The organism is Pseudomonas sp. B26(2017) (assembly GCF_002113045.1).
Lineage (GTDB): Bacteria > Pseudomonadota > Gammaproteobacteria > Pseudomonadales > Pseudomonadaceae > Aquipseudomonas.
The window spans coordinates 1-26,317 of the sequence record NZ_NEJJ01000008.1; the positions used below are offsets into that span (position 1 = coordinate 1).

Sequence of the window (26,317 nt, forward strand, 5' to 3'; positions counted from 1 at the left end):
CAGCCTGACGCTGACGGCGGGCGGGCATCACATCGTGATCAATTCGGGCGGGATCTTCAGCAGCGTGGCGATTGTCGAGGGTGGTGCGCCGGTGGCGGGTATCGCGGCGTTATCAGCAACGCCATCAACCGAAAAAAAACCTCCGGCCCCCGTATTGCTCCAGTCACAGCGTTTGGCCCTGATGGCCAGAAGGCCGATCTGCGCGGTGTGCGAAGCCACCCAACCACGTGGAGAGGCCGATGCTTGAACTCCCTTCGTTACCCCATGACTTGCCTTGGTCCGTGCCGGCTTACTTGCTGCTGGACGGTGTGAGCACCCCCGATCTGCCGCAATGCCTGCAACGTTGGAACAGCCCGGCGTATTGCCTCTATCAAGGCACGCGCTGGCAGGAACTGGCAGATATATCGCCGTACCTGATCACCCTCAACGGCGCAGACGATCCGTTGCTGACGTACTTTCAGGAAAGCGCCGCATTGGAATGGGGATTTTTGCTGTTCAGCGATGCTGATACAGCAACGCTCTGCAAGCACTGGCGTCGTCTGCTCGCCGTCAAACATCCGAGCACGGTGGAGGTCATGCTGCGCATCGGCGATCCCGCTGTCATGCATCAATTGCTCGACCTTGCGCAGCAGGCCAACAGCACACGCTGGTTTGGCCCCGTCCAGCATCTGTGCCTGCCTGATGGGCTTCGGGCCACCTGGCTACAACATCAACGTGTGGATCATGCCGCGCCCGACACCCCCGAGATCTATCAGTTGACCGAAGGGGAACTCACGGCGCTGGGAGAGGCACAGTTTCATCAGTCGGTGATTGGCCTCAACGATCACTTGCGGCGGTATTTCCCCGGATTCATGGCGTCCTGCGCAGATCGGGAACGCCTTCGATTTGCCGAAAAAACAGCGCAACAGGCCTATGAACAAGGCTTCACCTCAGAACAGGAAATCACGCTCTACGCCAACGTGTTGGGCTATCTGGCCGGGCAGCCATTGGAGAGTCACCCGGACATTGTCGAGCTGCTGACCGTGCCTTCACAGCAGTCCCCGCTGAAACGCGTGCAACGCGCTGCCGAGCTGGCGCATGAACGTTCGACCCGTCTGCCGGGAGACTTTTCATGACAGCCGCCGCCAATATCGCCGCCCTGGCCAAAAGCACCCAAGACATCCGCTCACCTATGGGGCAGTGCTTCTTGATGAGCGAAAAAGTGCAGTTGCTGCCCCTGCGCTACGGTCTGGTGGAAAACCTCGATCCTTCAGCCGAACTGAGCATACCGCTCAAGCTGAACAGCCAACCGTTGGGCATTCGTCTGCTGCGTGACGGCTACCTGTACATCATTGATAACGGCACCGGTTACCTGCATGAATACCGCATTGAGCAAGGCCAGATCAGCAAACTGGTCTGGAAGGGTCGGGAAGTCGCCAGCGACATGCGCACCACGTCGATTGGCGAGCCGCAATTGGTGTTCTCCCGGCAGCACACGTTGTTCGCCAGCTATTCGGAAATCCAGTGGACGGCCTACAAATGTTCGCAAGTGCTCAAGGACGTCGCTGAGCGTGAGCACTGGATGCAACGTATCGAACTGGCGAGTGCCTGTCCGGACAAGGGCGGCATGCACCTGCTGAGCCGACGTCAGGCGGATACCTGGCTGGCCGAGGTTGCGGAAAAAACCGCGCCAATGGATCTGCCCGAGGGTGCCAACCCGCAGCAACGCCAGTCTTACGCTTGGGAAGACACATCACTGTTCAAGAACACGTCGATAGAAACCCTCACCAGCCAAGTGCTGGGGGCGCATCAGAACGATTACCTGTTTCTGGTTTTGCGTGACGACTTTGGTGTGATGCGCGACCTGGCCAGCGCCCAACTGAAGGTCGCGGACTGGCTCGATCATTGGAGTAGCGATGAGGCCGCCCAGCGTCGCTACCTCACCGGCGCCTACATCCAGTCGTTGTACGAAGTGACCCCGGCACGCCTTGATGCACTGGCCAGCACCGACCCCGCCGCCAAAGCCCTGAGGGACGAAACCAACGCTGAGCAACAGGCAGTCATTGAGGACTACTTGCGTACCAAACGCGACCACGCCGGGCGGCCAATATTTGGCGATGAAGACCATTGGCGAAAAGTGGCCGCGACCGATCCTTATGCGCGCGCGACCGTCAACCTGCTGGACGCCCTGGGTCAGGTGCTTTGGCAAAAACACCGAGACACTATCGCGGCACTGCACTTGCAGACATGGCAGGCGCTTTTCGGAAAGGAGCTCGGCCAGCGCGGCATCGATCACCTGATCAACCGCGCCGACATGCAAGCGTTCGTCAGCCAGCAGCAGACGCTGCTGAGCCACTGGCACACGCGCTTGCAGGCCATTCGCGAAGATCGCCTGGACATGATCGTCGCCGGTCACTTTCACCGGGCGGCCTGGTATTACGACTTTCGCAACGACGAACAGATCCGCCATCGCCTTGAAACCGAGTTCCTCTGCGTCGCAGCCCTGTGCTGGAACCGTGAGGCCACGGAAAAACTGGCGGCCTATCTGGAAAGCAACCTGCTGACCGTCGTGCCAGGGCTGGACACCTTGACCCTGGCCGATCAGCGGGACGTGAGCAAGAAACTCATGGACCTGAGCAGCTTCTCGATCAAGGCCGCGGCGGCGCAGGAAAGTCTTGATGCGGTTAACGTGCTGACCAATCAGTTCAGAAGCTTGATGAATGAGCGGTTACCCAACTTTGCGGATCTGAATGGGCGGTTTAGTGGGCTGCAGAGTTTGTTGGATGGGGCGTATAACCCGGCGCGGCAGCTCAGTATTTCCGACGAACTAGACAATGCCTTCAGCGCGTTCAAACAACGACAAAACATCGATCCCAACAGCTTCATCCGTGGTCTCGGTATCTCAACGCGACTGCAGTTGCTGCGCGAGTTTTCCCGTAGCGGCTTGACCTTGCGGGCAGCGTCGGCGTCCGAGTTTCAGGCCTTCAACAAGAGTCGCGATGCCGCGCTCGACCTGCGTCGCCAGCTCAGTGAGACCTACAAACTGCGTCATCGCGAATTGTCGCGGCAGATCTACGGCCTCGCCGCCCCAGGCAGTGAGCAGGTGCACAACCAGCGGATCAACCAGCTCAAGGCTGCGCTCCTGCCGCTGGAAGACAACCTCAGTCGCGCCCTGACCGTCGGTTCAAGCGGGCCGGGCCAGATCGGCACGGTGATCGACGGCATGGCCCCGGGGTTACGGGAAGAAATGCAGCGCACCGTACGTGATTTCCGCGCGACGGGAACGTTTGGCAAACCGATGGCGAGTGCGTTGAAGTCCAAGGGCGACGGGATTGCGTTGTTGCTGTTTGTTTATCAGGGGCAGAAGTTTGTTGAGGCGTTGAGTGGTTTTGATAACAAAACTAATCCCCCTTATTCAGAAACATGGACTCTCATCGAGTCTTTTCTGAACATGTCCGCTGCCGGATTTGCAGCGATACAAGGTTTGTCGGTGACGATCTTCCAAGCGCATATCGAACATATGGTTAGTGCCGCTGGAAAACTCAATACCATGAGCCGATTAGGGAGTTGGAGTGGTATTGCAGGGAACACTGCGTTCGGGTTCGGAGCGTTGGCAGCCGCTTTTGATTCAGGAAAACACTCCATGCAATGGGCCAACGCATTGGCCGAAGGCAATCATCAGGCTTTAGCAGCCACGACCCTACAAATTGCCGGCGACGTCACTCTTGTCGGGACCAATACCTGGGGTGCTAAACACACGACGTCGATCATCACTCAGGTTCTGAGAAAACCCGCCGAACTACGAGCCCTTGCCTGGGCTGAAGCCAGTCCCCGACTGCTGGGCATCGCCGCCCAGGCCAACCTTGTGGGTTTGATCGGTACGGCTCTGCAACTGCTGGGCGAGGGCTTGTACAACTACTTCAATCTGGACGCCTTGCAAAAGTGGCTGCAAGCGAGTGCCTGGGGCACCGCCGACCTGCAACGCAGCCTGCCGGAAGACTGGAGCGCATTGGCAAGGGTGGTGCAACAGCCAACCTGCGAACTGATCCGCGAGGGTAAGCGCACCTGTTTGCAGCTCAGACTGCCCGGCGTATGCACCCGGGAAATGGACAGCCGTCAATTGCAACTGTTGGCCCATCAACAGACCCGTGCCGTACCGATTCCCGGTCCCTACAACAGTCAGCTGCCACCCCGGCGCTGGCAGGAAAGCAGCGCCGCGTGGGCCGCAGTTGCCGTAGTCGTGAGTCAGGAGGACGAAGCCTTGACCTTGCAATTCCCAGTCTCCGATACCCTGCAAACATCGGATTTTGCCCTGGCGCTCAACATCGGTTACCAACTGGAAACCGGGCGTGACCTGATACACCGCACCTGTTTCATCCTGCGCGATCTGCGCATCGCCACGGAACGTGGTGTACGTTTGCCGGCCCAGGGCCGGTTCACCCTCGACCCCGTCGAAACCTTGCCTGATGGCTTGAGCAAGGCGCCGTACTGGTTGTTCACCCGCGAAGAAATGGCGACTGTCGATGTTCAGCAAACTGTTCAAGCGTAAAAGCAAGGCCGAAACCAAAGACCCGGCACCGGACATTCGCAGCCAACGGCCGAGCGCCGGGGAGTTGCGGGTCCGCGGGCTGAATGAAACCCTGTTTCTGGCGCCGCTGCCGGTTTACACCGGACAGGCCCAGGTGTCCCGGCGTAGTTTTTCGGCGATGAACGAAACCTATCTGGAGTTGGGGGGGAGCAACTTCGGGATGGTCGAATCCGGGAAAAATTTGACGATATATATCTGGATTCCCCTTTTTTTAACTTTTGTTTTTCCGGGGCTTGTAATCACGCATGGGGTATTTTTTTATCCAGAAAACTTCCCAACGCCACTACATGATCTTCTGGCGCTTTCAAAGGCTGCAGCACTGGTCTCTCTAGGTGGGTTTCTTCCTCTTGGCGCCTGTGTCTACGGCATGCTCTCCAACGTCCGAACCCTCGCCAAAAGCTACCCCGTACGCTTCAACCGCCAACGCCGCGAAGTCTGCTACATCGACGACACCACCCATCGCGTACTGATCGTGCCGTGGGAAAGTGTGGTGGCCTGGGTCGCGCGCAGTCAGGGCGTCACCGGTTACGGCGCCCTGCGTGACTACACCTTCGGCATGGGGCTGGAGGACGAAGAGCACGATACCGTGCAATTTATCCTGATGGCCCAGCCCAGCGACGCGCATGCGCTGGGAATGTGGGCGTCGATTCGCAATTACATGGAGGAAGGGGAGTTGGTGGATACGCCCAGCCCCATGCTCGCCGCGCTGGGTATCACTCTGAGCGAAGACGAGCTCAAACCTTATGAAGGGCTGCATACCTTTGAAATCGAACGGCTCGACGCCAGAGCATTGGGCCGATTGGACGATGGAGGCGGCCATCTGACTGCTGAAGAACGAAAGCGTTGGGGCTACTCCCGACGCACCCCATGGCCCCTGCGCTGGTGGTACGTCCGCCGCGTCCTGACCTTCTGGAAAATGCCCTACCTGATCGCCGAATGGGCCCACCGTAAAGGTCGTCCGACCCTGCCGGACAGCGTGCAAGCCTGGTCGCAACCCCTGCCTCCCGAGCAATGGGCCAAACCCAGCCCCGCGCTGCAAAAAGCCAACGCGCTGGTCAAACACGCCATGGACAAAAAAGGCACCAACTTCGTCGATGCCTGCAAAGCGGCGGGGCTGCATTGAGCAGGGATGGCTTGAGCAAGGTGCCGTACTGGTTGTTCACCCGCGAAGAAATGGCGACTGTCGATGTTCAGCAAACTGTTCAAGCGTAAAAGCAAGCCCGAAACCAAAGACCCGGCACCGGACATTCGCAGCCAACGCCCGAGTGCCGGGGAGCTGCGGGTCCGCGGGCTGAATGAAACCCTGTTTCTGGCGCCGCTGCCGGTTTACACCGGACAGGCCCAGGTGTCTCGGCGTAGTTTTTCGGCGATGAACGAAACCTATCTGGAGTTGGGGGGGAGCAACTTCGGGATGGTTGAATTGGGCAAAAGATTGGCTATCCAGATATGGTTGGCTTTCGCTTTGGCTTTTATTGCACCTGTACTCATTTGTTTGTGGCTCGTGATTGCAAGCCCTCCAGAGATTGACCGCAAGTTTCTCGACATTATCGGGAATGTAGTTCAAGTGTTCGCGACGGGGGCATCTTTGTTCATTATTCCCATCGGCGCCTTCATCTACGGCATGCTCTCCAACGTCCGAACCCTCGCCAAAAGCTACCCCGTACGCTTCAACCGCCAACGCCGCGAAGTCTGCTACATCGACGACACCACCCATCGCGTACTGATCGTGCCGTGGGAAAGTGTGGTGGCCTGGGTCGCGCGCAGTCAGGGCGTCACCGGTTACGGCGCCCTGCGTGACTACACCTTCGGCATGGGGCTGGAGGACGAAGAGCACGACACCGTGCAATTTATCTTGATGGCCCAGCCCAGCGACGCGCATGCGCTGGGCATGTGGGCGTCGATTCGCAATTACATGGAGGAAGGGGAGTTGGTGGATACGCCCAATCCCATGCTCGTTCTGCTGGGGCTGACCCCGACCGAAGACGAGCTCAAACCTTATGAAGGACTGCATACGTTTGAAATTGAACGTAAAGGAGCGCGCTTCATGGGCTCGTTAGACGATGGCGCCGAAGACCTGAGCGCCGAACAGCGCCACCGTTACGGTTACGGTAAACGCACCCGATGGCCCCTGCGCTGGTGGTACGTCCGCCGCGTCCTGACCTTCTGGAAAATGCCCTACCTGATCGCCGAATGGGCCCACCGCAAAGGTCGTCCGACCCTGCCGGACAGCGTGCAAGCCTGGTCGCAACCCCTGCCTCCCGAGCAATGGGCCAAACCCAGCCCCGCGCTGCAAAAAGCCAACGCTCTGGTCAAACACGCCATGGACAAAAAAGGCACCAACTTCGTCGATGCCTGCAAAGCGGCGGGGCTGCATTGAGCAGGGATGGCTTGAGCAAGGTGCCGTACTGGTTGTTCACCCGCGAAGAAATGGCGACTGTCGATGTTCAACAAACTGTTCAAGCGTAAACGCGAGCCTGAATCCGCAGAATGGAGTTAATGATTCAGCCTGCCAGCGATAGCGGTCTTTTTGACGACTACAGTCTCTCGGTCAGCCGAGACCAAAAACACGGAATGATTCCCGAACCCCGCAGTCGGAGTTCAGGTATCACACATCTGAAGGAGGTTCACCGATGAACAACAAGACCCTAATCGCCAGCCTGGCCCTCGTCGCCGGCATCGCCGGGATCACCCCACTCGTTCAAGCGGCGCAAACCTCGAACGATACTGTCGAACAATCACCGACCGGCAAACGCGAACTGAACGTCAACGACCGCGCCCCGGATATCTACCAGCGCAGCGAAAAAGCCATCAAAAACTGGAAACAGAAAGGCCTCAAGCAACCAGAGCCGCAGGCGCAGTGGGTGCAGATCAACGATAAATACGTGATGGTGATGATTACCAACGGGACGATTGTGGCGATTCAGCCGGTCGAGAAATAGCTTGGGGACTCAATCAACCCGGCCATGACTCAGCAACTGTCCGCCACCCAACCGATACTGATTGTTCCCGCTGCGCTTGGCCTCATACATCGCCAGATCGGCAATGTGCAGCAAGCGATCCATGGTCGGCGCGTGGTCGGGGAATACGGCGACGCCGAGGCTGGTGCCGATGTGGCGTTGGTCGTTGCCGATCGGAATGGGTGGGGACAATTCGATGAAGATTTTCTGGCAGATGCTGCGGGCTTCGTCCTGCAGGTTCAGGCCGGGGGCGAGGCCTTGCAGGATGACCACGAATTCATCGCCGCCGATCCGCGCGACGGTGTCGCTGACTCGCAGGATGCGTTTCAGGCGAGTGGCGGTAGTGATCAAAACGCGGTCGCCGGCGGCGTGACCGTAGCGGTCGTTGATTGCTTTGAAGCCGTTGAGATCGATGAACACCAGCGCCACCCGCGTCTCGGTCACGCGGGCATGTTCGAGTGCTTCCGATAGCCGTTCTTCCAGCACCAGCCGATTCGGCAGACCGGTCAGCGGATCGAAATGGGCCAGATGCTGGAGATAGCTGGCCGAAGCCTTTTCTTCGGTAATGTCGCGCACCACGCCCATCATCTTGATCACCGCATCGTGATCGTTGCGTACCACGTTGCCGGTTTCCCGCAGCCAGCGAATCGTGCCGTCGGGCCAGACCACGCGGTATTCCTCATCGTGGTTTTCTCCGGTTTCCAGACAGCGCAATTCTCCGGCGCGCACCTTGGCGCGATCATCGGGGTGCACGCACGAGCAAAACAGGGCGTAGGAGGGTGTCACCTCGCCGATCTTGAACCCGAACATGCCGAAGATCGCATCCGACCAGTAGAGCCGGTCGGTGTCGACCTCCCAGTCCCAGGTGCCGATCCGGGCGAAATACTGGCTGCGCTTGAAGCGGTCGGCGTCGCCATCCTGGTGAATGTTCTGTCCTTCGGCCGCACGGGTGAGCAGTTCGCGATACTCGGCGAGTTGCTGACGAAGCTCGCGCACTCGGCGGATCAGAACGGCGATCACGACCATCAGCACAACGACAATGGCAAAGCCGATCCAGAGTTGAGTCATTCAAACATCGCTGACATGGCGTATCGATTCGGGATGGGTGGCGGGTGGCCATCATCCATCACGGCCAACACGGGGTCAAACGGTTGCCAAGGGCCGGTATTTCTGGGAAAACGGCCGCCAGCGGAACAATAGAGTGAAAGTCATGAATGATGAACTGCAGATAATCGATCTTCAGCCCGGCGACGGAAAAGCCGCCGTCAAAGGCGCGTTGATCACCACCCAGTACACCGGTTGGCTGGAAGACGGCACCGAATTCGATTCGTCCTGGAGCCGGGGCAAACCGTTCCAGTGCGTGATTGGCACTGGCCGGGTCATCAAGGGTTGGGATCAAGGGATCATGGGCATGCAGGTGGGCGGCAAGCGCAAGCTGCTGGTGCCGGCGCATCTGGGTTATGGCGAGCGGACGATGGGCAAGATTCCGCCGAATTCGAATCTGGTGTTTGAGATTGAGTTGCTGGAGGTTTTGACGCGGGAGGATTGATTGCCCGTTTCACTGCTGAGGTCATAAAACCCGCTGTCTCCTTTCACGGAGGCAGCGGGTTTTTTCTTGCCTTTTACCTGAGGCGTTACGCGGCAATCGCCATCTCATCCAGCGTCGCGGCAACCGTGCTGGTCAGGCTTGGAAATCGGCGCTTTACGCTGGTGAGTGCGGGCAGCAGTCGATTGCGGTCCAGTTCGCCATGGTCACGGGCGAGTTGGGTAAGGGCGTTGAGTGCGGCAGTGACGATGGATTTTCGTTCGCTCTCGAGCAGTAGCAGACAGACTTTCTGGGCCCACTGGCTGTCTTTTTCGTTGAGGCCGATGGAGATCAGGGCGGCGACGATGTGTGCATCGGATTTGCTTTCCATGGGTGTTCCTCAGGTCGTGGCATCGAGAGTGTCCAGCGCCCGATTGACCGCCAGTTCGCCACACATCACCACTTGGGCGATGCCCAGCACGGTGCTGCGGTAGGGCGGGTCCAGCAGCGCGGCGAAGTCGCTGAGCATCACGCTGGCCGAAGTCATCGATTCGCAGGCGTGGGCCAGCAAGGCATGTTGATCGATGTGGGGGGCGATGAGGAACATGCGGCAGGGGCAGTGCTGTTTCGGGGCGGTGGGTTTCAGGTAGTGGTCGAGAGCGCGCTCGGCGGCTTCGTGGAGTTTCTTTGAGTCGGTGGACGAGTAGGGCGAAGTCGGGTCGGACTCGTTGGGAGCGTCTTTTTCGGGTGGATCGGGTACGTATTTGAACATTCGGGAAAGCCTCAAAGTGATGCCGACACCACCTCGCGACTAAACGAATAGGTGGCAGCTGTACGCAGGTTAGTCGACCGGCGACTTCCCAAAACCGGCGCACCCGAGGGTGCCCTGCACACAGCCGCCATAGAGTGCAGATGAAGGTCACCTGACTTGTCTGGAGCACATGTAAAGTTTTGAGAAATCATCGAGCGACTAAACCCGTTCACTGACCATTCAGTGATGCGAATCAAGTTACCGACGCCCTCAAAACCGCACAAGCCGGCGGATTCTGGCGTAGTTGTAGGCAAAGGCGCAAGGCAATGTAGCCTCCCGGATGGGGGCAAAATGATGCGTCATTTTTCAGTCCGCCATCGCGAGCAAGCTCGCTCCCACAGGGGATCTGTGTGGGCTTAACAAGTGTGCCGACTCGCCAATTTCTGCTTTGTGATACCAAATGTCAGATAAGCCAATTCAAACTTGATTTATATCGGTTTCGATATAGTCTGCTGTATGTGATCGCTGCCATTCCTTGCAACACACCGCCGCGACACGATTCCGTCCGGGCTATTACGCTTTTCCTTCCAACACAGGAGAAGCCAATGCCAAGACACAAGGACGTGGTGTTTGTCGGGAGTGCGCTCAAGGATTTGAGAGCTTTTCCCCTCGATGCTCGCAGAGCTGCAGGATTCCAACTGGATCTGTTGCAACAGGGCGACGAACCCTTTGACTGGCGCCCCATGAAAACAGTCGGGCGGGGCGTCAATGAAATCAGAATCACCGAGGATTCAGGGGCGTTTCGAGTGTTTTATGTGGTCAACCGGCCTGACGCGATTTATGTGCTGCACGCCCTGCAAAAGACCACGCGCAAAACCGAGACGCGAGACATAGAACTGGCACGGGCCAGATACCAGGAAATAGGTTGAACCATGACGGATCATCAAAACTCTTCCCAGCGTTTCTCAAGCGTCTGGGATGCACTGGAAGACACGCCGCAGGAAGCGGCCAACATGCGCCTGCGGGCCAAGCTGATGCGCACGCTGTGCGAAACGATTCGTGCCTGGGAGCTTCCGCAGAAGGAGGCGGCCAAGCGTCTTGGCATCACCCAGCCGCGCCTCAACGACGTACTCAACGGCAAAATCGACAAATTCTCTCTCGATGCGCTGGTCAACCTGTCGGCCGCCGCGCAACTGGACGTAGACCTCTGCTTCTCGTCGTCCCCGCCACTGCAATGGGCCTGACAGACGAGGGTTCCCAACGGCCCTGCCTCTGAACAGCCTTCCAGAGGCGGCGCCGTCTGACGTGCCGCCTCATTCACATCAAAATTTCAAGCCGCGACGGATGGTCGAAAGCAGGCCTTGCCCCTTCTGATCTAAACAGCGAGTATGCTCGCCTTATAGGGGTAGGGGGTATAGGTATGTCGCACACACACGAACACAAAGGCGAGTTGCTTAACCGCGTCCGGCGTATTGCCGGGCAGGTTCAGGCCGTCGAAAAAGCGCTGGAGTCCGAGGCCGATTGCGCCAAGACGTTGCATTTGATGGCGGCGGTTCGCGGGGCGATCAACGGCCTGATGGAGCAGTTCATCGAGGCCCACGCCCGCGAGCATGTCGCCCGTCCCGACCTCAGCGACGAGGCCCGCGCCCAAGGCGTGGAAGAGTTGTTGCTGGCCATCCGCCGATATTCCAAGTGAGCGCCGATATCATGACCTTCAAGGTTGATGACTTTTCCCACGACCACCAGTTTCTCGGTGCTTCCCACGATGAAAATGCCCGCCGCACGCTGTGGGTGGTGGTTCTGACCTTCGTGATGATGATCGGCGAGATTGCCGCCGGTTATCTCACCGGTTCGATGGCATTGCTGGCCGACGGTTTCCACATGGCGACTCACGCCGGCGCCTTGGGCATCGCGGCGGCGGCCTACGGTTTTGCCCGGCGCAACGCCAACAACCGGCGCTACAGTTTCGGCACCGGCAAGGTCGGCGATCTGGCGGGTTTTGCCTCGGCTATGGTGCTGGGGCTGGTGTCGCTGGGGATTGCCGGGGAATCGGTTTTCCGTCTGTTCCAGCCGACCAGCGTGGCGTTCGGCGAAGCCACCTTGATCGCCGTGGTCGGACTGGGCGTCAACCTGCTCAGTGCGTTTTTGCTGGCCGGCCATCACAGCCATCATGACCACGGCCATAGTCACGACCACAGCCATGATCACGGTCATCATCACCATCACGACAACAACCTGCGATCAGCCTACATGCACGTACTGGCAGACGCGTTAACCTCGGTGCTGGCGATTGCCGCGCTGCTGGCCGGTCGCTATCTGGGCTTGGTGTGGATGGACCCGGTGATGGGCATTGTCGGTTCCGTCGTCATCGCCAAATGGGCCTGGAACCTGATGCGCGACAGCGCCGCCGTGCTGCTCGATACCACCGATGAGCCGGTGGCCGAGGAGATCCGCGAACTGCTGGAAACCTCCGATGACGTACGCATCAGCGATTTGCACGTCTGGCAGGTCGGCCCGCAGGCGCGGGCGGCGATTGTCAGCGTAGTCGCGGCGGCTGGCGTGACTGCTGAAGCGATTCGCGAGCGTCTGGCACCGGTGCATGAGTTGTCGCACCTGACGATCGAATTACGCAACGCCTAAGCCCGTACTTCGCTGAACAGCGGAATTCGCCCGTTCAGCGAAGGGCGGTAATGCCAGGCGAACCGCTTCAGGTCGATGTCATGAGCGAGGATTTCACTGATCGTCGCTGGCAATCGTCATCGCCGGCCTTTGCCCCTGACATTGGTGCCGACGTGTCTGGACTGGAGCATGCGCCGGCCGCACTTAGGCGGTTCGCTCGGGGCGGCGTTATTGCAGGCTGCGTTGAAGCGCAAATGGGTGACTCAGGATCTGGACTGCCGGGCGCTGACGTTGACGGTGCAAGGGCGCCGAGAATTTGCGTCACGCTGGGGTCTGGTTTTGCCCGAAGCCGGGCGGGACTCGTCAGGTCGCAAGCTGACGGATTCCACGCCCGGATCGGTGCATGCGCGTTAGCTCAGGGTATAACCGCTATCGACCACCCAATCCTGACCGATGACGCCGCGAGCACCATTGCCCAGTTGGAACAGAATGACGTCGGCCACTGCCGCAGGTTCGAGAAACTGCCCGCTCAAAAGCCGGTTGTTGACGCCTTGGGCCACGTCCCGGAGCGCTTCGTCACTCAGGCCCAATGTCGACCAGATCGGCGTTGCAGTCGGGCCGGGGGAGACGCAGTTGATGCGCACGCCGTGGGGTGCCAGCTCGACCGCGAGGGTCCTGGCATGGGCGATCAACGCTGCTTTTGATGCGATGTAGGCGGCCAGCCCCGCGAAACTGATTTGGGCCAGAAAAGTACCGATGAACACCACTGACGCCTTTTCTGCAAGGTGCGGGCGCAGGGCGGCCAAGGTGTTCAGGGCTCCGGCGCCGTTCACCGCCCATTGGCGATCGAACGCCGAGCTGTCGAGCCCGTCAGCGAGTTCTGCGATACCGGCATTGGGCACCACGAAGCTTGCCGGGCCCAGACTCGCAGCCTGCTCGGCCAAGGAGGCAAGGTCAGAGGCTTGAGTGACATCGCCGGGATGCCAGACCAGTTGCTGTGGATACCGCTCAAGCAGTTCGGCCAGTGCTCCGGGCTTTCGCGACATGGCCAACACGCGTGCACCTTGGTCGAGCAGGCGCTCGGTAGCGGCCAGGCCTATGCCCGAACTGGCGCCGGTGATGACCGCAAGCTTGCCCTGAAAAACATGATCCATGTTCAACTCCCGTTTTTGGTCTTCAGCCAAATGGCTACCGTGAGTCAGTCAATTTTCGGGCCATGCCGGACAGCCTTGAATATCAGGGGCTGCGCAGATTTGATAGTCATTATGACCTTCGTGATATCGAGTCAATCTGACTGCCATTGAGTCAAATTGACCTGACTGCTGCGGCGCGACAATCCGACGAAGAGCGGCATTGCACCTTGTATGAGCCAATTGGTCTCTATACTGTATATGCGAACAGTATTGAGTGCGTGCCATGCAAATTATCGACAAGCTCAGCATCCTCGCTGATGCCGCCAAGTACGACGCCTCCTGCGCCAGCAGTGGCGCGCCCAAGCGCAGCTCCGAGGGCAAGAGCGGGCTGGGATCGAGCGATGGCATGGGCATCTGCCACAGCTACACGCCGGACGGGCGTTGCGTGTCGCTGCTCAAGGTTCTGCTGACCAACTTCTGTCTCTACGACTGCCAATACTGTGTCAACCGCCGCTCCAGTGACGTGCCCCGCGCGCGGTTCACTCCAGAGGAGGTGGTGACGCTGACCCTGGATTTCTACCGGCGCAATTGCGTCAGCGGGTTGTTCCTCAGTTCAGGGATCATCCGCTCGGCGGACTACACCATGGAGCAACTGGTGCGTGTCGCGAAGCTGCTGCGCGAAGAGCATGAGTTTCGTGGCTACATTCATCTCAAGACCATTCCCGACGCGGATCCTGCCCTGATCGAAGAGGCCGGGCGTTATGCCGACCGCTTGAGCGTCAACATTGAATTGCCCACCGATGCCAGTTTGCAGACGCTGGCGCCGGAGAAGCACATCGGTTCGATCAAGCAGGCGATGAACACCATCTACACCGGCGTGCAGACCGTGCTTAACGAACCCCGCGCACCAAAGTTCGCCCCGGCCGGGCAGAGCACGCAGATGATCATTGGCGCCGATGACACCGACGACAGCACAATCCTGCACAGCGCTCAGGCGCTCTACGGCAACTTCCGTCTGCGCCGGGTCTATTACTCGGCGTTCAGCCCGATTCCCGACAGCCCGAAAAGCGTGCCGCTGGCCGCGCCGCCGCTGATGCGTGAGCACCGCTTGTATCAGGCTGATTTTCTGTTGCGCGGTTATGGCTATACCGCCGGTGAGTTGCTTCAGGGGCCGGGCAATCTGGCGCTGGACATCGACCCGAAACTGGCCTGGGCGCTGCAGAACCGCGAGGTGTTTCCGCTGGACCTCAACCGCGCTGAACCGGCGTTGATCTCACGCATTCCCGGCATCGGCCTGCGCACCACCGAACGTCTGGTGGAGCTGCGTCGGCAGCGGCGCATTCGCTACGAAGACGTGGCGCGTATGCGTTGCGTGCTGGCCAAGGCCAAGCCGTTCATCATCACCAGCGATTACCACCCGCAGCAGGCAGAAGTCACCAGCCAGATGCTCTATCAGCAACTGCGCGACCGGCCGATGCCGCAACAGATGGGACTTTGGGGATGATCAATCTCGATTGCGACGACCTGTTCGACATCTGGCGCCAGCAGGCGCGCTGGCTGCTCAGCCATGAAATCGACCCGAGTCTGGTGAGCTGGGCGTCGGAAGGCGTGAGCGATCTGTTCGCCAGTGACGTGTCGGTGCCCGAAGGGCAGGGGCCGTTTCAGGCTCGGATTCCGCGTGCATTGCTTGACACCCTGGAACAAGCATCTCGATACCGGGGCGATCAACGCTGGAGTCTGCTGTATGAAGTGCTGTGGCGCGTCAGCCATGGCGATCGCACCGCAATGATGGCCGGTGACAAACTGGGCAGCGAGTTGCAGCGCCGGATCAAGCAGGTGCAGCGCGAAGCCCATCATCTGCATGCGTTCGTGCGTTTCATCGAGCGCTCGGCGGATCTGCCGGGGCCGCAATATGTAGCGTGGCACGAACCGGCCCACGACATCCTGCACAGCGCCAGCGAACATTTCGTCGGGCGCATGGGGCGGCATCGCTGGCTGATAGCTACGCCCCGCGACGGCGTTTATTACGATGGCGAACGACTGATCCATCAACGGCAATGCCCGGTGGAGTGGCAGCAACTGGCGCAGAACGTCGATGATCCCCACGGTGATTTATGGCTGACGTACTACAGCCACATCTTCAACCCGGCGCGGTTGAACGAGAAAGTCATGCAAGGGCATTTGCCGACGCGGTTCTGGAAGAACCTGCCGGAGGGGGAGCTGATTCCCGGATTGATTACCCAGGCGCGCATGGGCAAGCAGCAGAACGGACAGGCGAGCGGGATTGCCGGTCGCGCGGGCAAGCGGATTGCCATGAAGGTTAGCGAACGGGACGAATGAAAAAGCCCCCATCGATCACTCGATGGGGGCTTTTGTGCATCTGGCTGTCAGATCAAACCTTGACGATCCAGCCTGCTGGCGCTTCGATGTCGCCGGTCTGCACGCCGGTCAGCTCTTTGTAGAGCTTCTGGGTCACAGGGCCGACTTCGGTTTCGCTATGGAACACGTGCAGGTGGTCGTTGTAGCTAATGCCGCCGATCGGGGTGATCACCGCAGCGGTACCGCAGGCACCGGCTTCCTTGAAGTCCGACAGCTTGTCGATGAACACGTCGCCTTCGACCACTTCCAGACCCAGGCGGGACTTGGCCAGTTCGATCAGCGACAGACGGGTGATACCCGGCAGTACCGACGGCGAGTTCGGGGTCACGAACTTGTTGTCGTGGGTAATCCCGAAGAAGTTAGCCGAACCGACTTCCTCGATCTTCTTGTGGGTCAGCGGATCCAGGTAGATGGCATCAGCGAAGTGCGCTTTCTTGGCCTGGGAGCCTGGCATCAGGCTGGCGGCATAGTTGCCACCGACCTTGGCGGCACCGGTGCCTTGTGGCGCGGCGCGGTCGAAGGTGGAGATCTGGAAGTTGTGCGGGGTCAGGCCGCCCTTGAAGTAGGCGCCAACCGGAATCGCGAACACCGAGAAGATGAACTCAGGTGCGGTACGCACGCCGATGTTGTCACCCACGCCGATCACGAAAGGACGCAGGTACAGCGCGCCGCCGGTGCCGTAAGGCGGGATGAAGCGCTCGTTGGCACGAACCACTTGCTTGCACGCTTCAATGAACTGCTCGGTGGACACATGTGGCATCAGCAGGCGGGCGCAGCTGCGTTGCATGCGTGCAGCGTTCTGGTCCGGACGGAACAGGTTGATCGAGCCGTCCTTGCAACGATAGGCCTTCAGGCCTTCGAAGCATTGCTGACCATAGTGAAGCGCAGTGGAGCCTTCGCTGATGTGCAGCACGTTGTCTTCGGTCAGGGTGCCTTTGTCCCACTCGCCGTTGCGAAAGTACGACAGATAGCGTTTGTCGGTCTTGATGTAGTCAAAACCCAGCTTGTCCCAGTTGATGCTTTCGTTACCCATGACACCCTCTATCACTGAACAACCGCCGAAGCGGTTCAAGGCTTCTGACGTTTTTTTGGATGGGCACAACAATACTTCATTCTTGAGCGGTTTCGCAGCCCGAAATCTCTGCCTTTGATCGTTCCCACGCTCTGCGTGGGAATGCAGTCCGGGACGCTCTGCGTCCCGACAGTCGAACGCGGAGCGTCCGTGGAGGCATTCCCACGCGGAGCGTGGGAACGATCTGCGACCGAGAGTTACAGGTGCAACGCATGCCCAAGCGCACGCAACGCCGCTTCCTGCACCGCTTCGCCCAGGGTCGGGTGCGCATGAATGGTGCCGCCGATGTCTTCCAGTCGTGCGCCCATTTCAAGGCTTTGCGCGAACGCGGTCGACAGCTCCGACACCCCGACACCCACTGCCTGCCAACCGACAATCACATGATTGTCCCGACGAGCGACCACCCGCACGAAGCCGGTTTTCGATTCCAGGGTCATCGCCCGGCCATTGGCCGCGAACGGGAAGTTCGACACGATGCAGTCCAGTCCCGCAGCTTTCGCTTCGTCCGGCGTCTTGCCGACGACCACCAGTTCCGGGTCGGTGAAGCAAACCGCAGCGATGGCGGTCGGGTTGAATTCGCGGGTCTTGCCGCTGATCAGCTCGGCCACCATCTCGCCCTGAGCCATGGCGCGGTGGGCCAGCATCGGCTCGCCGCTCAGGTCGCCGATGGCGTAGACGTTGCGCATGCTGGTCTGGCAACGGTTGTTGATCTTGATCGCGGAGCCGTTCATGTCCAGGTTCAGCGCTTCAAGGTTCCAGCCTAGGGTATTGGGTTTGCGACCGACGGCCACCAGCACCTGATCGGTTTCCAGATTCAGGGTGTCGCCGTTCGGATCGCGCACCTGCAACGTACCGTCGAAGCCCAGAACGCTGTGTTTCAGATACAGCTTCACGCCCAGTTGCTTCAGCGCGTCGTGCACCGGTTGGGTCAGTTCTGCGTCGTAGGCCGGCAGGATGCGATCCTGCGCCTCGACCACGCTGACCTCGGCGCCGAGCTTGCGATAAGCAATGCCCAATTCCAGACCGATGTAACCGCCACCCACCACGATCAGACGCTTCGGAACCGACTTCGGCGCGAGCGCCTCGGTAGACGAAATGATCGGCCCGCCAATCGGCAGGATCGGCAGATTGACGCTTTTCGAACCGGTGGCCAGCACCAGATGTTCGCAGTGGATGCGGGTGTCGCCGACTTCCACGGTCTTGCCATCGATGACCCTGGCCCAGCCGTTGATGACCTGAACCTTGTTCTTCTTCAGCAACGCGGCGACGCCAGTGGTCAGGCGATCGACGATGCCGTCCTTCCACTCGACGCTTTTGCTGATGTCGAGGGTCGGCGCCGAAACGCTGATGCCCAGTGCCGAATGCTGATTGTGGTGTTGAGTCTGGTGAAACTGTTCGGCCACATGAATCAGCGCTTTCGACGGAATACAGCCGATGTTCAGGCAAGTGCCGCCCAGCGATTCGCCCTCGACCAGAATGGTCGGAACGCCCAGTTGCCCGGCACGAATGGCCGTTACGTAACCGCCGGGGCCGCCGCCGATGATCAGCAGCGTGGTGTTCAGAGTTTGCATGCCATCACTCCACAAACAGGGTCGCGGGTTGTTCGAGCAGACCACGGATGGCCTGGATGAAGAGCGCCGCGTCCATGCCGTCGACCACGCGGTGATCGAAGGAGCTGGAGAGGTTCATCATCTTGCGGATCACCACCTGGCCTTTGACGACCATCGGGCGTTCGACGATTTTGTTGACGCCGACGATCGCCACTTCCGGCAGGTTCAGCACCGGGGTACTGACGATGCCGCCAAGGGCGCCGAGGCTGGTCAGGGTGATGGTCGAGCCGGACAGCTCATCGCGGCTGGCCTTGCCATTGCGGGCGGCAGTGGCAAGACGAGAAATTTCCGCCGCACTGTCCCACAGGCTGCGCGCTTCGGCGTGACGCACCACCGGTACCATCAGGCCGACGTCGCTTTGGGTGGCGACGCCGACATGCACCGCGCCGAGACGGGTGATGACCTGGGCTTCGTCGTCGTAACGGGCGTTCATCTGCGGGAAGTCGCGCAGGGCGACGACCAAGGCACGTACGAGGAACGGCAGCAAAGTCAGCTTGCCACGGCTGGCGCCATGTTTTTCGTTCAGGTGTGAACGCAGTTCTTCAAGCGCGGTGACGTCGATTTCCTCGACATAACTGAAGTGCGCAGCACGTTGGGTCGCTTCCTGCATGCGCTGGGCAATCTTGCGGCGCATGCCGATCACTTGAATCTGTTCTTCATCGTGACGCTGGGCGTAAGCGGCGGCGACCGGTGCCGAAGCGTTCGACTGACCCTGTGCCAGGTAGGCGTCGAGGTCTTCGTGCAATACGCGACCGGCCGGGCCGGAACCGCGCACCAGACGCAATTGAATACCCAGATCCAGCGCGTGTTTGCGCACGGCCGGCGAGGCCAGAGGACGCTCATCGGCTTCACGGGCAACCATTGGGCCCTGGCAAACGGCAGCCGCCGGACGCGGCGCGGTGACAGCAGGTTTGCTTTCGACGACCGCTTCAACTTTGGGTGCGGCAGGTGCTTCTTTCGCCGCAACAGGCGCCGGCTTGTCCGACTCCTTCAGATTGCCGGCGCCTTCAACCTCGATGCTGATCAGGATACTGCCGACCGCCATCACTTCACCCGGCTGACCGCCCAACGCAATCACCTTGCCGTGTACCGGCGAGGGAATATCGACCATCGCCTTGTCGGTCATCACATCCGCCAGTACCTGATCTTCAACGACCAGATCGCCAACCTTGACGTGCCACTGCGACAGTTCTACTTCTGCGATGCCTTCGCCGATGTCCGGCATCTTGATAACGTGCGTGCCCATTCAGACCTCCATGACCCGTTTCAGCGCCGCGCCCACTCGGGACGGCCCAGGGAAATACGCCCACTCCTGCGCGTGCGGGTAGGGGGTGTCCCAACCGGTGACGCGCTCGATCGGCGCTTCCAGGTGGTGGAAGCAATGCTCTTGCACCAGCGACACCAGTTCGGCGCCGAAACCGCAGGTGCGGGTGGCTTCGTGCACCACCACGCAACGGCCGGTTTTCTTCACGGATTTGACGATGGTTTCCAGGTCCAGCGGCCACAGGCTGCGCAGGTCGATGACCTCTGCATCAACGCCGGATTCTTCGGCGGCAACTTGCGACACGTAAACGGTGGTGCCGTAGGTCAGCACGGTCACGTCCTTGCCCGGACGGGTGATCGCGGCGACATCCAGCGGTACGGTGTAGTAACCGTCCGGCACTTGCGCGGCCGGGTGTTTCGACCACGGGGTTACCGGGCGATCGTGGTGGCCGTCGAACGGGCCGTTGTACAGGCGTTTCGGCTCGAGGAAGATCACCGGGTCATCGTTTTCGATGGAGGCGATCAGCAAGCCTTTGGCGTCATACGGGTTGGACGGCATGACGGTGCGCAGACCGCAGACCTGAGTGAACATCGCTTCGATGCTCTGGCTGTGGGTCTGGCCGCCGTAGATGCCGCCGCCGCAAGGCATGCGCAGGGTCATCGGCGCGGTGAACTCGCCGGCCGAGCGATAACGCAGACGGGCGGCTTCGGAAATGATCTGGTCGGACGCGGGGTACACGTAGTCGGCGAACTGAATCTCGGCAACCGGACGCAAGCCATAAGCACCCATGCCCACGGCGACGCCGACGATGCCGCTCTCGGAGATCGGCGCATCGAACACCCGCGAGGTGCCGTACTTGGCCTGCAGGCCTTCGGTGCAACGGAACACGCCGCCGAAGTAGCCGACGTCCTGGCCGAACACCACAACGTTGTCGTCACGCTCAAGCATCACATCCATGGCCGAGCGCAGGGCCTGGATCATGGTCATGGTGGTCGTGGTCATGGCGGTTTCCAACTGAATATTGTTGTTGTGATCGTTCATGTCAGATCCCCAACTGCTGACGCTGGCGCTTCAAGTGCTCCGGCATCTCTTTGTAGACGTCTTCGAACATGGTCGCGGCGCTCGGAATCTGGCCGCCGGCGAGGGTGCCGTACTGCTCGGCCTGTTTCTGCGCGGCGATCACCTCGGCTTCGAGTTCGGCGCTGACGGCGGCGTGCTCTTCTTCCGACCAGTGACCGACCTTGATCAGGTGCTGTTTCAGGCGGGCAATCGGGTCGCCCAGCGGGAAGTGGCTCCAGTCGTCGGCAGGACGGTATTTGGACGGATCGTCGGAGGTCGAGTGTGGGCCGGCGCGGTAGGTGACCCATTCGATCATGGTCGGGCCGAGGTTGCGGCGGGCGCGTTCGGCGGCCCAGGCGGAGGCGGCGTAGACCGCGTAGAAATCGTTGCCGTCAACGCGCAGCGAGGCGATACCGCAACCGACGCCGCGTCCGGCGAAGGTGGTGGCTTCACCACCGGCGATGGCCTGGAAGGTCGAAATTGCCCACTGGTTATTAACCACGTTGAGGATCACCGGCGCCCGGTAAACGTGAGCGAAGGTGAGGGCGGTGTGGAAGTCCGATTCGGCGGTGGCGCCGTCGCCGATCCAGGCCGAGGCGATTTTGGTATCGCCCTTGATCGCCGAGGCCATGCCCCAGCCCACGCCCTGGATGAATTGAGTGGCGAGGTTGCCGGAAATGGTGAAGAAACCGGCGTCCTTGACCGAGTACATGATCGGCAACTGACGGCCCTTGAGCGGATCGCGCTCGTTGGACAGCAGTTGGCAGATCAGGTCGACCAGCGGTACGTCGCGGGCCATCAGAATGCTTTGCTGGCGGTAGGTCGGGAAGCACATGTCGTCGATGTTCAAGGCCAGGGCCTGGGCGCTGCCGATGGCTTCTTCGCCAAGGCTCTGCATGTAGAACGACATTTTTTTCTGACGTTGGGCGACCACCATGCGGTTGTCGTAGATCCGGGTCTTGAGCATGGCGCGCATGCCTTTGCGCAGGATCTCGACCGGCACGTTTTCGGCCCATGGGCCGAGGGCATTGCCCTGGTCGTCGAGCACGCGGATCAGGCCGCGGGCAAGGTCGGCGGTGTCGGCCGGTTCAACATCGATGGAAGGTTTGCGCACCGTCCCGGCATCGGTCAGATGCAGGTAGGAGAAATCGGTTTTGCAGCCTGGGCGACCCGAGGGTTCAGGGACGTGCAGACGCAGCGGTTCATACGCTTGGGTCATGGCTTCTACGCTCGATCTTGTGAATTTCTTGTAGTGAGCTGGCAGTCATTCTTCGATAAAAGAAATCTTGTCCTACAACAATCATAGGCCCGGGCAAGAAGAATATTTCTCTCTGTTTCGTTGCGCTGGCGATCATTTGCAGATAGAAATTCTGCATAAACATAAAAAACAGGTGGTTTTGTCTCATGCGCAAACTGGACCGTACCGACATCGGCATTCTCAACAGCCTTCAGGAGAACGCGCGCATCACCAACGCCGACCTCGCCCGTTCGGTCAATCTGTCGCCAACGCCGTGCTTCAACCGGGTCAAGGCGATGGAGGAACTGGGGCTGATCCGCGAGCAGGTGACGCTGCTCGACGCCGACCTGCTGGGGCTGCACGTCAACGTGTTCATCCACGTCAGCCTCGAGAAGCAGGTAGAGGAAGCGCTGCAGCATTTCGAGGAGGCGATTTCCGACCGGCCGGAAGTCATGGAGTGCTACCTGATGGCCGGCGACCCGGACTATCTGATCCGGGTGCTGGTGCCGACCATTCAGGCGCTTGAACGCTTCATGATGGACTTTCTGACCAAAGTCCCTGGTGTGGCAAATATCCGCTCAAGCTTTGCGCTCAAGCAGGTGCGCTACAAGACAGCATTGCCGTTGCCGGCGAATGGCTTGACGCTGGGGGTTTGAAGATCATTCCCAGGCTCTGCGTGGGGGTGCCGCCTCGGGCGCTCCCGATCAATTGATTACAGTTTGTTGATCGGAATCTTCAGATACACCACGCCGTTATCTTCTGCCGCTGGAAAATTGCCCGCCCGCACATTGACCTGAATCGCCGGCAGCAACAGCGTCGGCATGCCCAACCCGGCATCGCGTTTGGTGCGCATCTCCACAAATGCGGCTTCGTCGACGCCGTCATGCACATGGATATTGCTTTTACGCTGCTCACCCACGGTGGTCTGGCATTGCGAGGCGCGACCTTGCGGCGGGTAGTCGTGGCAGACGTAGAGCTTCACGCTGGCGGGGAAGGCCAGCAGCTTGTGAATCGAATTGAACAGTTGATGGGCGTTGCCACCCGGGAAGTCGCAACGGGCGGTGCCGACGTCAGGCATGAACAGGGTGTCGCCGACCAGGATCTGTTCTCCATCGATCAGGTAAGCCATGTCCGCCGGAGTGTGGCCGGGAACGTGCAGGGCGGTGGCCTTGAGGTTGCCGATCCGGAACGACTCGTTGGGTGCGAACAGGTGATCGAACTGCGAGCCGTCGACGCGAAATTCCGGCTCCAGGTTGAACAGCGCCTTGAACACGTTCTGCACTTTGCTGATCGATTCGCCAATTGCGATTTTCCCGCCCAGTTCCCGGCGCAGGTACGGAGCGGCGGACAAGTGATCGGCGTGGGCATGGGTTTCCAGCAGCCACTGCACTTGCAGGTGATGGGCGCGAACGAAGGCGATGATCCTGTCGGCCTGAGCCGTACAGGTGCGACCGGCGGCGCCGTCGTAATCGAGCACCGGATCGACGATTGCGCACTGCCCGCCGTCGGCCTCGTAGACCACGTAGCTGTAGGTCGAAGAGGCGGGGTCGAGGAAAGCTTCAATCAGCGCGGGCATGAACACGGTCCTGTGCAGGAAAGTGGGAAGTCAGGGTTGCAACACTTTATGTAAACACATAATGTCCGCAGCTTAAGTGACGTTGAAGGCATCCTGCAAATGCAATCCAGTCTGACCGAATGTGAAGTCGCCCAACTGCGCGCCTCGGCCTCCAAGGCCTGTTCGCTGCTCAAGGCATTGGCCAACGAGGATCGGCTGTTGATCCTGTGCCAGTTGACCCAGGGCGAGCGCAACGTTGGCGAGCTGGAGAAAATGACCGGCGTGCGTCAGCCAACCCTGTCCCAGCAACTGGGCATCCTGCGCGATGAAGGGCTGGTCGCGACCCGTCGTGAAGGCAAGTACATTTTTTACGGTCTCGCCAGTCACGAAGTGATCCAGGTGATGAAAACCCTGTCCGGACTCTACTGCGGAGCCGTGCTCAAAAGCTGGGCGCAATAGACCCGGCTATCCTTGCGTGCAGCCATAAGGAACAAACAATGAACGATCAACACTGGGGCCCAACCATCAGTGCGGACATCGTGGTCATCGGCGGCGGCACTGCCGGCATCGGTTTTGTCGCAAGCCTGCTCAAGCGCGATCCCGGGCTGAACATCACGGTGATCGAGCCGAGTACCCAGCATTACTACCAGCCGGCCTGGACGCTGGTCGGCGGCGGCGCCTATGACGCCAAAGACACCGCCCGACCGATGAACAAGGTGATGCCGCGCCAGGCCACTTGGATTCAGGCGGCGGTGACCGGCATCGATCCCGATCAGCGCCGTCTCACGCTTAACGATCAACGCACTGTCACCTATCAGAACCTGATCGTCTGCCCCGGCCTGCGCCTGGCGTGGGAGAAGATCGAAGGCCTGCAGGAAAGCCTCGGCCAGCACGGCGTCACCTCCAACTACAGCTATCAGCACGCGCAATACACCTGGGATCAGGTGCAGAAGCTGCGCGGCGGCAAAGCCCTGTTCACCCAGCCGCCGATCCCGATCAAATGCGCCGGCGCGCCGCAAAAGGCGCTTTATTTGTCCTGCGATCACTGGCTCAAGCGCAATGTGCTGGGCAAGGTCGACGTCGAGTTCAATCTTGCCGGCGCCGCGCTGTTCGGCGTCCCGACCTTCGTGCCGCCGCTGATGAAGTACATCGAAAAATACAACGCGCGGCTGGCGTTCAATTCCAATCTGGTAAAAGTCGACGGCCCAGCGAAAACCGCCTGGTTTGAGGTCAAGGACGCGGACGGCAACGTCACCCGTCAGGCGAAAACATTCGATCTGCTGCACGTCGTCCCGCCGCAGGTTTCGCCGGATTTCGTCGCCCAGAGCCCGTTGGCCGACGCTGCCGGATGGTGCGAGGTCAACCCGCACACACTGCAACACCCGCGCTATCCCGAAGTGTTTGCCCTGGGCGATATCTGCGGCACCACCAATGCGAAAACCGCGGCGGCAGTGCGCAAGCAGGTCGTGGTGGTGGCGGAAAACCTGTTGGCCCTGCGCAAGGCACTGGCGCTGCCGCTGAAGTACGACGGCTACGGTTCCTGCCCGCTGACGGTGGAGAAGGGCAAGGTGATCCTCGCCGAGTTTGGCTACGCCGGAAAACTGCTGCCGACCTTTCCCCTCGACCCGACGGTGCCACGCCGTTCCGCGTGGTGGCTGAAGGCGACGCTGCTGCCATGGTTCTACTGGAACGGCATGCTCAAGGGGCGCGAATGGCTGACGAGTCTGTCCAGGGTCGACTGAGAACACTCTATGTTGCTGGCAAGTCTGTTTGGCGTGGTGATGGGGTTGATCCTCGGTCTGACCGGAGCCGGTGGCGGGATTCTCGCCGTGCCGGCGCTGGTGCTGGGTCTTGGCTGGACGATGACGCAAGCAGCGCCGGTGGCGTTGTTCGCGGTGGGCAGCGCGGCGGCGGTCGGCGCGATTGATGGGTTGCGTCATGGTCTGGTGCGTTATCGCGCGGCGCTGCTGATTGCGGCGCTTGGCGCGGTGTTTTCTCTGGTGGGCATCTACTTCGCCCATCAGTTGCCGGAAAAGGTTCTGATGATCCTGTTCAGCCTGCTGATGGTGATGGTGGCGTGGCGCATGCTGCGCCGCGAACGCCAGCAGGAGGGGCCGAGCGACCATGGTCACGCCAGTTGGGGCCAGAAAAACTGCATGCTCAATGAGCAGACCGGCCGTTTCGACTGGACCGCCAAATGCACCGCAACCCTTGCGGTACTGGGTGCGGTCACTGGTGTGGTGTCCGGGTTGCTGGGGGTTGGCGGCGGGTTTCTGATCGTGCCGGCGTTCAAGCAACTGACGGATGTACAGATGCGCGGTATCGTCGCCACTTCACTGATGGTCATCAGCCTGATTTCTGCCATCGGCGTGGTCGGCGCGTTTCATGCCGGGGTGCGGATCGATCATCTGGGCGCATCGTTTATCGTCGCCAGCATCGTCGGCATGATTGTCGGCCGCAAACTCTGCGCGCGGGTGCCGGCAAGGACGTTGCAGGTGGGGTTCGCCAGCGTGTGTCTGGTGGTCGCCGCTTACATGTTGCTGCGTGCGTGAGACAAAACCTGTGGCGAGGGAACGAACGCCCTCGCCA

The 26,317-nt window shown here is 60.1% G+C and carries 26 protein-coding genes and 3 pseudogenes; 18 read left to right on the plus strand and 11 right to left on the minus strand.

The annotated features are described in order from the left end of the window. The 6 genes and pseudogenes from CAF79_RS29325 to CAF79_RS13250 form a co-directional block, all read left to right on the plus strand. Positions 1-247, plus strand: a pseudogene (locus tag CAF79_RS29325) (type VI secretion system tip protein VgrG); the annotation flags it as partial. Beyond that, the gene (locus CAF79_RS13230) at positions 240-1,115 is read left to right on the plus strand and encodes a DUF4123 domain-containing protein (protein WP_085698128.1); all 876 of its coding nucleotides are present in this window, start codon (positions 240-242) and stop codon (positions 1,113-1,115) included. The pseudogene CAF79_RS29325 and the gene CAF79_RS13230, both read left to right, overlap by 8 nt. Further along, positions 1,112-4,528, plus strand: a complete 3,417-nt coding sequence (locus CAF79_RS13235; RefSeq protein WP_085698129.1) for a toxin VasX — start codon at positions 1,112-1,114, stop codon at positions 4,526-4,528. Before CAF79_RS13230 ends, CAF79_RS13235 begins: the two co-directional genes overlap by 4 nt. Continuing rightward, positions 4,503-5,690 (plus strand): DUF6708 domain-containing protein, encoded by a 1,188-nt coding sequence (locus CAF79_RS13240; RefSeq protein ID WP_170929731.1) that lies wholly within the window; start codon positions 4,503-4,505, stop codon positions 5,688-5,690. The genes CAF79_RS13235 and CAF79_RS13240 overlap by 26 nt, the downstream gene beginning before the upstream one ends. A gap of 63 nt (positions 5,691-5,753) precedes the next feature. Then, positions 5,754-6,944 (plus strand): DUF6708 domain-containing protein, encoded by a 1,191-nt coding sequence (locus tag CAF79_RS13245; protein ID WP_256579267.1) that lies wholly within the window; start codon positions 5,754-5,756, stop codon positions 6,942-6,944. A gap of 253 nt (positions 6,945-7,197) precedes the next feature. Next, the gene (locus CAF79_RS13250; protein WP_085698130.1) at positions 7,198-7,506 is read left to right on the plus strand and encodes an RcnB family protein; all 309 of its coding nucleotides are present in this window, start codon (positions 7,198-7,200) and stop codon (positions 7,504-7,506) included. Between the two features lie 9 nt (positions 7,507-7,515). Here the strand turns inward: CAF79_RS13250 and CAF79_RS13255 are convergent, their stop codons facing one another. After that, positions 7,516-8,592 carry a sensor domain-containing diguanylate cyclase gene (locus tag CAF79_RS13255; RefSeq protein ID WP_085698131.1) on the minus strand — a complete coding sequence of 359 codons (1,077 nt, stop codon included), beginning with the start codon at positions 8,590-8,592 and terminating at the stop codon, positions 7,516-7,518. A gap of 142 nt (positions 8,593-8,734) precedes the next feature. Between CAF79_RS13255 and CAF79_RS13260 the strand changes: the two genes are divergently transcribed. Continuing rightward, the gene (locus CAF79_RS13260) at positions 8,735-9,073 is read left to right on the plus strand and encodes an FKBP-type peptidyl-prolyl cis-trans isomerase (protein WP_007952931.1); all 339 of its coding nucleotides are present in this window, start codon (positions 8,735-8,737) and stop codon (positions 9,071-9,073) included. 85 nt (positions 9,074-9,158) lie between these two features. Here the strand turns inward: CAF79_RS13260 and CAF79_RS13265 are convergent, their stop codons facing one another. Continuing rightward, a complete protein-coding gene (locus CAF79_RS13265) occupies positions 9,159-9,440 on the minus strand; it encodes a hypothetical protein (protein WP_085698132.1) in 282 nt (93 codons plus the stop codon). A gap of 9 nt (positions 9,441-9,449) precedes the next feature. Then, positions 9,450-9,821, minus strand: a complete 372-nt coding sequence (locus CAF79_RS13270) for a DUF6124 family protein (RefSeq protein WP_085698133.1) — start codon at positions 9,819-9,821, stop codon at positions 9,450-9,452. Between the two features lie 584 nt (positions 9,822-10,405). Between CAF79_RS13270 and CAF79_RS13275 the strand changes: the two genes are divergently transcribed. From CAF79_RS13275 to dmeF, 4 genes are all read left to right on the plus strand, one after another. Next, a complete protein-coding gene (locus CAF79_RS13275; RefSeq protein WP_065258430.1) occupies positions 10,406-10,729 on the plus strand; it encodes a type II toxin-antitoxin system RelE/ParE family toxin in 324 nt (107 codons plus the stop codon). A gap of 3 nt (positions 10,730-10,732) precedes the next feature. Further along, positions 10,733-11,044, plus strand: a complete 312-nt coding sequence (locus CAF79_RS13280; RefSeq protein WP_085698134.1) for a helix-turn-helix domain-containing protein — start codon at positions 10,733-10,735, stop codon at positions 11,042-11,044. A gap of 176 nt (positions 11,045-11,220) precedes the next feature. Next, the gene (locus tag CAF79_RS13285) at positions 11,221-11,496 is read left to right on the plus strand and encodes a metal/formaldehyde-sensitive transcriptional repressor (protein WP_085698135.1); all 276 of its coding nucleotides are present in this window, start codon (positions 11,221-11,223) and stop codon (positions 11,494-11,496) included. An 11-nt stretch (positions 11,497-11,507) separates the two neighbouring features. Continuing rightward, positions 11,508-12,440, plus strand: a complete 933-nt coding sequence (gene dmeF, locus CAF79_RS13290) for a CDF family Co(II)/Ni(II) efflux transporter DmeF (protein WP_085698345.1) — start codon at positions 11,508-11,510, stop codon at positions 12,438-12,440. On the opposite strand, the pseudogene CAF79_RS29430 reads toward dmeF, so the two are convergent. Then, positions 12,437-12,590 (minus strand): annotated as a pseudogene (locus CAF79_RS29430) (cytochrome P450); the annotation flags it as partial. The gene dmeF and the pseudogene CAF79_RS29430 sit on opposite strands and share 4 nt — an antisense overlap. A 3-nt stretch (positions 12,591-12,593) precedes the next feature. On the opposite strand from CAF79_RS29430, the pseudogene CAF79_RS13295 reads away from it, so the two are divergent. Next, a pseudogene (locus CAF79_RS13295) lies at positions 12,594-12,833 on the plus strand (transcriptional regulator); the annotation flags it as partial. Here the strand turns inward: CAF79_RS13295 and CAF79_RS13300 are convergent. Then, positions 12,830-13,573 (minus strand): SDR family NAD(P)-dependent oxidoreductase, encoded by a 744-nt coding sequence (locus CAF79_RS13300; RefSeq protein WP_085698136.1) that lies wholly within the window; start codon positions 13,571-13,573, stop codon positions 12,830-12,832. The pseudogene CAF79_RS13295 and the gene CAF79_RS13300 overlap by 4 nt on opposite strands. A 262-nt stretch (positions 13,574-13,835) precedes the next feature. On the opposite strand from CAF79_RS13300, the gene CAF79_RS13305 reads away from it, so the two are divergent. After that, positions 13,836-15,056: a putative DNA modification/repair radical SAM protein gene (locus CAF79_RS13305; RefSeq protein WP_085698137.1), complete on the plus strand. Its 1,221-nt coding sequence runs from the start codon at positions 13,836-13,838 to the stop codon at positions 15,054-15,056. Next, a complete protein-coding gene (locus CAF79_RS13310) occupies positions 15,053-15,892 on the plus strand; it encodes a TIGR03915 family putative DNA repair protein (RefSeq protein ID WP_085698138.1) in 840 nt (279 codons plus the stop codon). The genes CAF79_RS13305 and CAF79_RS13310 overlap by 4 nt, the downstream gene beginning before the upstream one ends. Positions 15,893-15,944: 52 nt before the next feature. Here the strand turns inward: CAF79_RS13310 and CAF79_RS13315 are convergent, their stop codons facing one another. From CAF79_RS13315 to CAF79_RS13335, 5 genes are all read right to left on the minus strand, one after another. Continuing rightward, positions 15,945-16,964 (minus strand): branched-chain amino acid aminotransferase, encoded by a 1,020-nt coding sequence (locus CAF79_RS13315; RefSeq protein WP_085698139.1) that lies wholly within the window; start codon positions 16,962-16,964, stop codon positions 15,945-15,947. Between the two features lie 236 nt (positions 16,965-17,200). Beyond that, positions 17,201-18,574 (minus strand): dihydrolipoyl dehydrogenase, encoded by a 1,374-nt coding sequence (gene lpdA / locus CAF79_RS13320; protein ID WP_085698140.1) that lies wholly within the window; start codon positions 18,572-18,574, stop codon positions 17,201-17,203. Between the two features lie 4 nt (positions 18,575-18,578). After that, a complete protein-coding gene (locus tag CAF79_RS13325; RefSeq protein ID WP_085698141.1) occupies positions 18,579-19,859 on the minus strand; it encodes a dihydrolipoamide acetyltransferase family protein in 1,281 nt (426 codons plus the stop codon). Beyond that, on the minus strand, positions 19,860-20,918 hold the full coding sequence (locus tag CAF79_RS13330; RefSeq protein WP_085698142.1) for an alpha-ketoacid dehydrogenase subunit beta: 1,059 nt from the start codon (positions 20,916-20,918) through the stop codon (positions 19,860-19,862). Between the two features lies 1 nt (position 20,919). Beyond that, entirely contained in the window at positions 20,920-22,155 is a 1,236-nt protein-coding gene (locus CAF79_RS13335; protein ID WP_007952906.1) for a 3-methyl-2-oxobutanoate dehydrogenase (2-methylpropanoyl-transferring) subunit alpha, read from the minus strand. Positions 22,156-22,340: 185 nt separating this feature from the next. Here CAF79_RS13335 and bkdR point away from each other — a divergent pair, with 185 nt between their 5' ends. Continuing rightward, on the plus strand, positions 22,341-22,829 hold the full coding sequence (gene bkdR, locus CAF79_RS13340; protein WP_085698143.1) for a Bkd operon transcriptional regulator BkdR: 489 nt from the start codon (positions 22,341-22,343) through the stop codon (positions 22,827-22,829). A 56-nt stretch (positions 22,830-22,885) separates the two neighbouring features. On the opposite strand, the gene CAF79_RS13345 is transcribed toward bkdR, so the two are convergent. Then, the gene (locus tag CAF79_RS13345) at positions 22,886-23,749 is read right to left on the minus strand and encodes an MBL fold metallo-hydrolase (protein WP_085698144.1); all 864 of its coding nucleotides are present in this window, start codon (positions 23,747-23,749) and stop codon (positions 22,886-22,888) included. 99 nt (positions 23,750-23,848) lie between these two features. Between CAF79_RS13345 and CAF79_RS13350 the strand changes: the two genes are divergently transcribed. The 3 genes from CAF79_RS13350 to CAF79_RS13360 are packed head-to-tail and all read left to right on the plus strand — an operon-like array spanning position 23,849 to position 26,280. Next, positions 23,849-24,187, plus strand: coding sequence for a helix-turn-helix transcriptional regulator (locus tag CAF79_RS13350; protein ID WP_007952897.1), 339 nt, complete (start codon positions 23,849-23,851; stop codon positions 24,185-24,187). Between the two features lie 38 nt (positions 24,188-24,225). Next, positions 24,226-25,470, plus strand: coding sequence for an FAD/NAD(P)-binding oxidoreductase (locus CAF79_RS13355; RefSeq protein ID WP_085698145.1), 1,245 nt, complete (start codon positions 24,226-24,228; stop codon positions 25,468-25,470). A 9-nt stretch (positions 25,471-25,479) separates the two neighbouring features. Beyond that, positions 25,480-26,280: a sulfite exporter TauE/SafE family protein gene (locus CAF79_RS13360; RefSeq protein WP_085698146.1), complete on the plus strand. Its 801-nt coding sequence runs from the start codon at positions 25,480-25,482 to the stop codon at positions 26,278-26,280. The last annotated feature ends 37 nt before the right edge of the window (positions 26,281-26,317 follow it).